The following is a 9721-nucleotide window of genomic DNA, read 5'->3' as shown; positions in this document are numbered from 1 at the left end:
GCCCTCACGGGCAGCGCGCCGGGGCCGGACGCGTGTGGGGACCCGGGCGCCGCCCGGGAGGGGAGGCCGGTGCCCCGCCTCCCCGCGCCGACCCGCCCTCGCGCCCGCGCGGGCAGCCGGAGCAGGGTCGTACCCTGGAGCCCCCGGCCCGTGACACGTGTCGGGCCCTTCGCGTTGCCCCCGGACCCGGACGGAAGACCTTCATGAGCCTGCACGGTCTGCTCGATGCCGTTGTGCGCGACCCCGCGCTCGCGGAGGCGGTGAAGGCCGCGGCCGACGGGCACCGCCCAGGCGTCGACCTGGTCGGCCCGCCCGCCGCGCGGCCCTTCGCCGTGGCCGCGCTCGCCCGCGAGACCAGGCGGCCCGTGCTCGCCGTGACGGCCACCGGCCGGGAGGCCGAGGACCTCGCGGCCGCGCTGCGCTCGCTCGTGGACGAGGACGGCGTGGTCGAGTTCCCGTCGTGGGAGACGCTGCCGCACGAGCGCCTCTCGCCCCGCTCCGACACCGTCGGCCGGCGCCTGGCCGTGCTGCGGCGCCTCGCGCACCCGGCCGCCGACGCCCCGGCCACCGGGCCCGTCTCGATCGTCGTCGCGCCGGTGCGCTCCGTGCTCCAGCCGCAGGTCAAGGGACTCGGCGACCTGGTGCCCGTGGAGCTGAGGACCGGGCAGAGCGCCGACCTCGGCGAGGTGACCGAGGCGCTCGCGGCCGCCGCGTACTCCCGGGTGGAGCTCGTCGAGAAGCGCGGCGAGTTCGCCGTGCGCGGCGGCATCCTGGACGTCTTCCCGCCCACCGAGGAGCACCCGCTGCGGGTGGAGTTCTGGGGCGACGACGTCGAGGAGATCCGCTACTTCAAGATCGCCGACCAGCGCTCGCTGGAGGTCGCCGAGCACGGCCTGTGGGCGCCGCCCTGCCGTGAGCTGCTGCTGACGGGCGACGTCAGGGAGCGGGCCGCCGCCCTCGCCGAGGCCCACCCCGAGCTGGGCGAACTCCTCGGCAAGATCGCCGAGGGCATCGCCGTGGAGGGCATGGAGTCGCTGGCGCCGGTCCTCGTCGACGAGATGGAGCTGCTGCTCGACGTCCTGCCCGCGGGAGCCATGACCGTCGTGTGCGACCCCGAGCGGGTGCGCACCCGGGCCGCGGACCTCGTCGCGACCAGCCAGGAGTTCCTGCAGGCGTCCTGGGCCGCCACCGCCGGCGGCGGAGACGCCCCGATCGACGTGGGCGCCGCGTCCCTGTGGTCGATCGCCGACGTGCGCGCCCACGCCCGCGAGCTGGGCATGATGTGGTGGTCCGTGTCGCCGTTCGCGCTGGACGCGCCCGGCGAGGAGGGCACGGGCGAGGACACGCTCACCCTCGGGATGCACGCCCCCGAGACGTACCGGGGCGACACCGCGCGGGCCCTCGCCGACACCAAGGGCTGGATCGCCGACGGCTGGCGCACCGTCTACGTCACCGAGGGCCACGGCACCGCCTCGCGCACCGTGGAGGTGCTCGGCGGCGAGGGCATCGCCGCCCGCCTCGACAGCCCCGACCGCGGCGGCCTCACCGAGATCACGCCGTCGCTGGTGCACGTCGCGTGCGGTTCGATCGACTACGGCTTCGTCGACCCGGCGCTCAAGCTGGCCGTGCTGACCGAGACGGACCTGTCCGGCCAGAAGGCGGCCGGCAAGGACGGCGTGCGGATGCCGACCCGGCGCCGCAAGACCATCGACCCGCTGACGCTGGAGGCCGGGGACTACATCGTCCACGAGCAGCACGGCGTCGGCCGGTACGTCGAGATGGTCCAGCGCACCGTGCAGGGCGCGACGCGCGAGTACCTGCTCGTCGAGTACGCGCCCGCCAAGCGCGGCCAGCCCGGCGACCGGCTCTACATCCCGACGGACCAGCTGGAGCAGGTCACCAAGTACGTCGGCGGCGAGGCGCCCACCCTCCACCGGCTCGGCGGCGCCGACTGGACGAAGACGAAGGCCCGCGCGAAGAAGGCCGTCAAGGAGATCGCCGCCGACCTGATCAAGCTGTACTCGGCGCGCATGGCGGCGCCCGGCCACGCCTTCGGCCAGGACACGCCCTGGCAGCGGGAGCTGGAGGACGCCTTCCCCTACGTGGAGACGCCCGACCAGCTCTCCACCATCGCCGAGGTCAAGGACGACATGGAGAAGACGGTCCCCATGGACCGCCTGATCTGCGGCGACGTCGGCTACGGCAAGACCGAGATCGCGGTGCGCGCCGCGTTCAAGGCCGTCCAGGACGGCAAGCAGGTCGCCGTGCTCGTGCCGACGACGCTGCTCGTGCAGCAGCACTTCGCGACGTTCTCCGAGCGCTACGGCCAGTTCCCGGTGTCCGTGAAGGCGCTCTCGCGCTTCCAGTCCGACACGGAGGCCAAGGCCACGCTGCAGGGGCTGCGCGAAGGCGCCGTCGACATCGTCATCGGCACGCACCGGCTGTTCTCGTCCGAGACGAAGTTCAAGGACCTCGGCCTCGTCATCGTCGACGAGGAGCAGCGCTTCGGCGTCGAGCACAAGGAGCAGCTGAAGAAGCTGCGGGCCAACGTCGACGTGCTCACGATGTCCGCGACGCCGATCCCCCGCACCCTGGAGATGGCGGTCACCGGCATCCGCGAGATGTCCACCATCACCACCCCGCCCGAGGAGCGCCACCCGGTCCTGACCTTCGTGGGTCCGTACGAGAACAAGCAGATCGGCGCCGCGATCCGGCGCGAACTCCTGCGCGAGGGGCAGGTCTTCTACATCCACAACCGCGTCGAGTCCATCGACCGGGCGGCGGCGAAGCTCCGCGAGATCGTGCCCGAGGCGCGCATCGCGACGGCGCACGGCCAGATGTCCGAACAGGCCCTGGAGCAGGTCGTGGTGGACTTCTGGGAGAAGAAGTTCGACGTGCTGGTGTCCACCACGATCGTGGAGTCCGGCATCGACATCGCCAACGCGAACACCCTCATCGTGGAGCGCGGCGACAACTTCGGCCTCTCCCAGTTGCACCAGCTGCGCGGCCGGGTCGGCCGCAGCCGCGAGCGGGGCTACGCGTACTTCCTGTACCCGCCGGAGAAGCCCCTGACGGAGACCGCGCACGAGCGCCTCGCGACGATCGCGCAGCACACCGAGATGGGCGCCGGCATGTACGTCGCCATGAAGGACCTGGAGATCCGCGGCGCGGGCAACCTCCTGGGCGGCGAGCAGTCCGGGCACATCGCGGGCGTCGGCTTCGACCTGTACGTGCGGATGGTGGGCGAGGCCGTCGCCGACTACCGGGCGGCCGTCGACGGCGGCGTGGAGGAGGCGGCCCCGCTGGAGGTCAAGATCGAGCTGCCGGTCGACGCGCACGTCCCGCACGACTACGCGCCGGGCGAGCGGCTGCGGCTGCAGGCGTACCGGGCGATCGCCTCCGCCACCTCGGAGGACGACATCCGCGCGGTGCGCGAGGAACTCGTCGACCGCTACGGCAAGCTGCCAGAACCGGTGGAGAACCTGCTGCTGGTCGCCGGTCTGCGGATGCTGGCCCGCGCCTGCGGCGTCGGCGAGATCGTGCTGCAGGGCAGCAACATCCGCTTCGCGCCGGTGGAGTTGCGGGAGTCGCAGGAGCTGCGGCTGAAGCGGCTGCACCCGCGCACGGTCATCAAGGCGCCCGCCAAGCAGATCCTCGTGCCGCGCCCGACGACCGGGAAGATCGGCGGGAAGCCGGTGGTGGGCCGCGAACTGCTGTCGTGGACGGGCGAGTTCCTCACGACGATCCTCGGCTCGTGAGGGCCGGGCGCGCGGTTCGCGGAACGTGACGCCCGGCCGCGTTACGGGTGGGGCCCGGCGCGGGAGGGGTCCTGTGCGGGAGGGGTCCTGTGCGGCGGCGAGGGGGCGTACGGGAGCATGCGTGCGGTGGCGGGCGGCTCAGCGGGTAGCCGTCTGCACGGGGCGCCCGGCAGGCGGACCGCCCCGCGGAGTCGGCGGAGGGGCAGGGGCGGATGACGTCACGTCGGATCGGGCGCGCAACGCGCAGCACGGGGGCGGTGGCTCTCCTCGCGGGGACGCTGCTGCTCGCCGGGTGCCGGACGGAACTCGACCCGGGCGGCGCCTCGTCCCCGGGCGACGACCCGTCGGCGGCCTCGGGCGCCGCGGCGCCCGGCGGCAGTGACCGCGGCGGCGACTTCGGGGTGAGCCCGCTGGGCAACCCCGACGGCACGAAGCGGGGACTCGCGCCGCTCACCTCCACGGCGGACCGCAAGAGCGGCCTCGCGCTCATCGACAAGGTCGCCACCAAGGGCCGCGGCCCCAAGACGGGGTACGACCGCGACGAGTTCGGCTACGCCTGGATGGACTCGGCCAGCGGCGTCCCGGACGCGCACAACGGCTGCGACACCCGCGACGACGTGCTCAAACGCGACGGCGAGGACGTGAAGTACCGTTCCGGCTCCGACTGCGTCCTGTCCTCGATGACGCTGCACGACCCCTACACGGCCAAGACCATCGACTGGCGCAAGACCAAGGCGACGGCCGTGCAGATCGACCACGTCATGCCCCTGTCGTACGACTGGCAGATGGGCGCCGCGCACTGGACGAAGGACGAGAGGGAGCGCATCGCGAACGATCCGCTCAACCTCATTCCGGTGGACGGCTCGATGAACGAGTCCAAGGGCGACTCCGGCCCCGCTGCCTGGCTGCCCCCGAACAAGGCGATCCGCTGCTCCTACGCGGTGCGGTTCGCGCAGGTCTCCCTCAAGTACCACCTCCCGGTGACGTCGGCGGACAAGGACGCGATGGCCCGCCAGTGCGGCGGCTGAGCGGGGCGGCCGGACGGCGGGCGCGCGGGCGGTGTGCCGCGTCAGGCGGCCCGCAGGCAGAAGGGGTGCCCGGCGGGGCTGGCGTACACCCGCGAGCGCGCGGCGGCGGCGCCGTCCGCGGGTGACAGGCGCCGGGCACCCGCGGCGAGCGCCGCGCGGTCGGCGGCATCCAGGTCGTCGACCGCCAGATCGACGTGCATCTGCTGCGAGGGGCCCTCGGGCCACCGCGGGGGCACGTGCCCGGGCGCGAGGTGCACGACGAACGCCGGCAGGCCCTCCGCGCGCAGGAAGTGGTGCTCCGGCGTCCGGGTGACGCTGCCGCCGAGCAGCCCGTGCCAGAAGGCGCTCTCGGCGTCCAGGTCACCGGACTCGATGATCACGGCGCTCAGGGTGACGTTCATTTCTCTCCCGCTGTCATGGGTTGCGGATACGTTCTTCGTCGCTTGCCGTCCACCGGTTCGCCGGCAGGTCGGCCTGCTGGTCGGCGCGCCGGGTCGCCTGCTTCCTCGTCCGACGGGCCGTCACCCGGATCGCCCGCCGGTTCGTCCGACGCGTGCCGGGGGCGCTCCCGTCCGCGGGGACAGCGGGGGGCGTCGCGGCGCTCTCCGTTGCCGCTCTCCGTTGCCGCTCCGTGCCGACCCCGGGAGCGCTCAGACCGTGGGGAGGATGCCGCCGTCGACCCGGAAGGCGGCGCCGGTGAGCCACTTCGCGCGGGGCGAGGCGAGGAAGGCGATCATCTCCGCGACGTCCTCGGGGCTGCCGGGACGCCCCATCGGCACCTTCAGGTCGTCCACGAGCTGCCGTTCGATCTCCGCAGGCGCGACGCCCCGGTCCTCGGCGAGGTGCCGCAGGTGTTCCGCGGCGCCCTCCGTCACGACGAAGCCCGGCACGACGCAGACCACCCGCACGCCGTGCCTGCCCACGTCGGCGGCGAGGGACCGGCTGTAGACGTTCAGGGCCGCCTTCGCCGCCGCGTAGGGCGCCTCCGCCGGCTGCGGCAGACGGCCGGCGATCGAGGAGACGTGCACGACCACGCCCGTGCCGCGCTCCACCATGCCCGGCACCAGCACCCGGTCCAGACGCACGGCACTGAGCAGGTTGATGTCCAGCTCGGCCCGCCACGACGCGTCGGACCGTTCGAGGGTCTCCACCGCGCCGGTCGTCGCCCCCGCGTTGTCGACGAGCACGTCCACCCCGCCGACGGCGTCGATCACCCGCCGGCCCAGCTCCGCCGCGCCCCGCTCCGTGGAGAGGTCCGCCGGTACGAACATGCCGGGGAAGCCGTCCGGCGGCGCGCCGCGCGAGGCGGTCACCACCCGGGCGCCCGCCGCGTCGAAGCGGCGCGCCGTGGCCGCTCCGAGGCCCCGGCTTCCGCCGGTCACCAGCACCCGCAATCCCCGCAAACCCTCTTCGGGCACGCCCATGGCTCCGCTCCCAGATAAAGTGAACCGTACTCCGGAACTATACTGAACCCGATTCACCTTATGGAGCCACTGGTGCCGTCACGACCGCTGCGCGCCGACGCGCGGCGCAACCGCGAAGCCCTGCTCACCGCGGCGCGCGAGGCCTTCCTCGCAGGTGAGGCGGGCGCGCACATCGAGGACATCGCGCGGCGCGCGGGTGTCGCGGTGGGCACGCTGTACCGCCACTTCGAGACGCGCGAGGCGCTGGTCGAGGAGGTCTACCGGCAGGAGGTCGCCGACCTGTGCGCCATGCCGTCCGCGCTGTCGGAGCGGCACGACCCGGACGAGGCGCTCCGGCGCTTCCTGTTCCTGCTGGTCGAGCACGCCGCCGTCGGCAGGGGGATGGCGGCCGCGCTGGAGAGCATCCTGGCCACGGACTCGCCGGTCTTCGACGAGGCGCGGGCGCGGATGGCGGCCTGTCTCGACCGGCTGCTCGCCGCGGGTGCGGCGGCGGGCACGATCCGCGCCGACGTCGACGGCAGGATCCTGCTGCGCGCCATGGGCGGCGTGTGCAATCTGCGCGACACGGAGGGCTGGCGCGAGGACGCCGCCCGCATCACCGGGCTGATCTTCGACGGCCTGCGCCGGCCCGCCGCCGAAGGGGCGGCCGGCGCCTGAGCCGGGCCGGTCCGGGGCCGCCGGGCCGGTCCGGGCCGCCGGTCCGGAAGCGGACGGCGGGGGCGTACGCGTCGTGCATGCGGGTGCGGGTGCGGGTGCGGGTGCGGATGCGGATGGGTCAGGGTGCGTGCCGGCGTGCGCCGGTCTGCTCAGGACGCGTCGATGTCGAGCACCGCGGTGGCGCCCGTCAGGCGACGGACCGTCACGTCCACACCCGCGCCGTTCGTCCGCAGGTGGGCGTGGCCGCCGGTGCCGGAGAGCGTCATGGTGGTGCGCGAGCCGGCCTGGGACTCGCTGAGCAGGACCGTGCCGTCGGTGACGGAGGCGTGCAGGGTGCGGCGGCCCACGGGGATCGCCGCGGGGGCGCTCACCTCGACCTGGCACGAACCGTCGGCGCACGCCCCGTAGTTCCGCCCGTCGCGGGCGGCGCCGGGGTCCGCAGGCGGGAGGGCCGGCACGGGCGAGGAGACCGGGGGCCGTGCCGGTGCGGGGTCGGGGCCCGGGTCTCCCCCGGATGCCCGAGGGGTGTGGGCGGGCGGCTTCGGGTCGTCCGCCGGAGCGCCCACCGAGGGGGGCGACGGATGCGGCACGGGCCCGGGCCGGGCCGAGCAGCCACCCAGGGCCACCGCCGCGAGCAGGACGGCGGCCGCGCCCGCCGCACGGCCGCGTACTCCGGCGGTGCGGGAGCGTCCCGTCCCGGGGGAGGGCGCGTCCGGTGCGGGGGGCGCAGGGCTCGAAGGAGGCGCGGGGGTCGCACGGGGCGTGGGGCATGCGCGGGGCGCCGGGGAGGCGGGGCATGCGGCGGGTACGAGCGGTGGGGTGGGGGCGGATGAGGGCCGGAGCGGGATCGCGGGGTCTGCCGACGTCGCCATGGCCGCGACGCTAGTGGCCCTGCCCGCGCCGGGAGTCCCACCCGCCCGGTGTTCGCCCGGACGGGTGGGGCGTCCGAACGGCCTTGCCGTGGCCGGACGCAAGCCGCCCCCGCGCGTACGCCCCGGCGTGCCCACCGAACGGCGAGAAGCCCGGTGGGCCCGCCCCCTCCGCGGGCCCACCGGGTGGTGCGGGACGGCCCCCTGCGCCCCGCGGGTCGAGACTCCGGCCGATCAGAACGACAGGTCCCATTGCGTCTCGTTGTAGCTGAGGCCCGGCGAGAACTGCACCGTCAGCGAGCGGGCCGCGCCCGGGGCGTCGAACGCGAACACCGCGGTGGCCTTCCGGCCCGGCAGCACCTGGCCGGTGAAGCCCTCGCCGACGGTGTTGTCGAAGATCTCCGTCGCCTCGCGGCCGTCGGCGCCGGCCCGGGCCGCGACCGTCGTGAGCGTCGCGTCGTAGGCCTTCTTGCCCTTGTTCTCGATCGTGATCGTCACCTTGTAGGCGTGGTTGCCGGGCTTGTGGCCGACCGCGAAGTCGTCGGGCGAGTAGGGCTGGGCCGCCCCGATCGTGACGTTCAGGTCGTCGTCGTAGACGGCGGTGTCGCCCGCGGACAGCGGCTTGTCCTTGGAACCCACGCCGCTGTCGGCCTTGTCGCCCTTGTCGGTCTTACCAGTCTTGTCGGCGTCCGCGCCCGAGCCCGCGTGCGGCTTCGCCGACGCCGAACTGCCCGCCGCGGCCTTGTCGATCTGGTCGACCGCGTCCCCGACGGCCCGGAACGTGATGACCGCTCCGATCACCGCGACGATCATCGCGACCAGGCCGAGCAGCGCGCCGATCCTCGCCACGCCCTTGTTGGTGGCCTCGCCGCGCTTGGCCCGGCCCTGCCCGGCCAGGCCCAGGATCAGGCCGATCAGGCCGAGCACGCCCGCCAGCCAGAACAGGACGGGCACGAGGCCGCTGAGCGCACCCACCAGACCGAGGATCAGGGCGGCGATGCCGAGCCCGTTGCGGGCGCGGGGCGCGTGGTGGGAGCCCGGCGCCGCCGGCCCCTCCGGGAGCGGGCCCCCGGGTCCGTGCGGTGCGGCCGCCTGCTGCGGCCGGGCCCCCGAGGCCCCCCACGGGTCCTGGCCGCCGGCGCCCTGCGGTCCTGCCGGCCCCTGCGGGCCCTGCGTGTACTGGGACATGGGTCCCCCCCTTTCCTCCGGGACTGACGAGGTCCCCTGTAGCGGTGGGTCAATAACAGCAGAGCTTGTGAACCGAGTCAACACGAAAATCGAGGAGAGGTCGGTTTTCGAGTGTGAATGCCTGCGCTCAGGTGGCACCTGTATGCTCGGCGCTACACCGGATCCACAGGGGGAGGCAGCCCGTGCCCGAGAACGCGACTGAGGTGACGGCCGCGGGGATCGCCCGGCTCGCGGGGGTCGGACGCGCGGCGGTGAGCAACTGGCGCCGCAGGCACGCGGACTTCCCGCAGCCGGTGGGCGGTACGGAGACCAGTCCCTCCTTCGCGCTCTCCGACGTCGAGCGATGGCTGCGCGCGCAGGGCAAGCTCGCCGCCGTGCCGCCGCGTGAACGCGTCTGGCAGGAGCTGGCGGGCGATGCCGCGGGCGCCGCCGCCGCGCTCGTACGGGTGGGCTGCGTGCTGGTGCTCGTACGCGAACGGCCCGAGGACTGGCGGGCCCTGGCGGCCGGCACCGACGACGCGCTCGCCCGGGGCCTGCCCGCCGCCCTCGACGCGGTCCTCGCACCACGCCTCGGGCCCGCGTCCGGCGGGCCGGGCCTGCCCGTCGTGCACACGCCCTCCGTCCGCGAACTGCTGCCCAGCGCGGCCCTGCTGCGCGGCGCGGCCGAACTCGCGGGCGAACTCGGGGCCTCGGAGGCCTTCGAATTCCTGCTCGGCCGCTACCTGGACGCCAACCCCCGCCAGTACACGCTCACTCCGGCCGACACCGCGTCCCTGATGGCCGCGCTCGCCGGGGTG

General features: G+C 74.5%; 7 protein-coding genes and 1 pseudogene. 4 read left to right on the top strand and 4 right to left on the bottom strand.

Translation table 11 applies throughout. The features are described 5' to 3' along the window. Nucleotides 1–203: 203 nt before the first annotated feature. Both mfd and L1885_RS17170 read left to right on the top strand, forming a co-directional pair. Nucleotides 204–3758, top strand: a complete 3555-nt coding sequence (gene mfd, locus L1885_RS17175; protein ID WP_235798002.1) for a transcription-repair coupling factor — start codon at nt 204–206, stop codon at nt 3756–3758. A gap of 212 nt (nt 3759–3970) precedes the next feature. Continuing rightward, nucleotides 3971–4786 (top strand): HNH endonuclease family protein, encoded by an 816-nt coding sequence (locus tag L1885_RS17170; protein ID WP_235798001.1) that lies wholly within the window; start codon nt 3971–3973, stop codon nt 4784–4786. Nucleotides 4787–4827: 41 nt separating this feature from the next. Here L1885_RS17170 and L1885_RS17165 read toward each other — a convergent pair whose 3' ends face one another. Further along, nucleotides 4828–5187 carry a VOC family protein gene (locus L1885_RS17165; RefSeq protein ID WP_235798000.1) on the bottom strand — a complete coding sequence of 120 codons (360 nt, stop codon included), beginning with the start codon at nt 5185–5187 and terminating at the stop codon, nt 4828–4830. Between the two features lie 249 nt (nt 5188–5436). Then, nucleotides 5437–6210, bottom strand: a complete 774-nt coding sequence (locus L1885_RS17160) for an oxidoreductase (RefSeq protein ID WP_235797999.1) — start codon at nt 6208–6210, stop codon at nt 5437–5439. Nucleotides 6211–6279: 69 nt separating this feature from the next. On the opposite strand from L1885_RS17160, the gene L1885_RS17155 reads away from it, so the two are divergent. Beyond that, nucleotides 6280–6867 (top strand): TetR/AcrR family transcriptional regulator, encoded by a 588-nt coding sequence (locus L1885_RS17155; RefSeq protein WP_235798003.1) that lies wholly within the window; start codon nt 6280–6282, stop codon nt 6865–6867. A 149-nt stretch (nt 6868–7016) separates the two neighbouring features. Here L1885_RS17155 and L1885_RS17150 read toward each other — a convergent pair whose 3' ends face one another. Together L1885_RS17150 and L1885_RS17145 are read right to left on the bottom strand one after the other, a co-directional pair. Continuing rightward, nucleotides 7017–7238, bottom strand: coding sequence for a hypothetical protein (locus tag L1885_RS17150; RefSeq protein WP_235797998.1), 222 nt, complete (start codon nt 7236–7238; stop codon nt 7017–7019). 732 nt (nt 7239–7970) lie between these two features. After that, complete coding sequence (locus L1885_RS17145; RefSeq protein WP_235797997.1) at nt 7971–8924, bottom strand: DUF4352 domain-containing protein; 954 nt, start codon at nt 8922–8924, stop codon at nt 7971–7973. A 182-nt stretch (nt 8925–9106) separates the two neighbouring features. On the opposite strand from L1885_RS17145, the pseudogene L1885_RS17140 reads away from it, so the two are divergent. Then, nucleotides 9107–9721 (top strand): annotated as a pseudogene (locus L1885_RS17140) (SAM-dependent methyltransferase); the annotation flags it as partial.

The organism is Streptomyces fuscigenes, from assembly GCF_021556455.1.
GTDB lineage: Bacteria > Actinomycetota > Actinomycetes > Streptomycetales > Streptomycetaceae > Streptomyces > Streptomyces fuscigenes.
The sequence above is the reverse complement of the archived record's forward strand: the minus strand, read 5'-3'. Positions and strand labels throughout refer to the sequence as shown.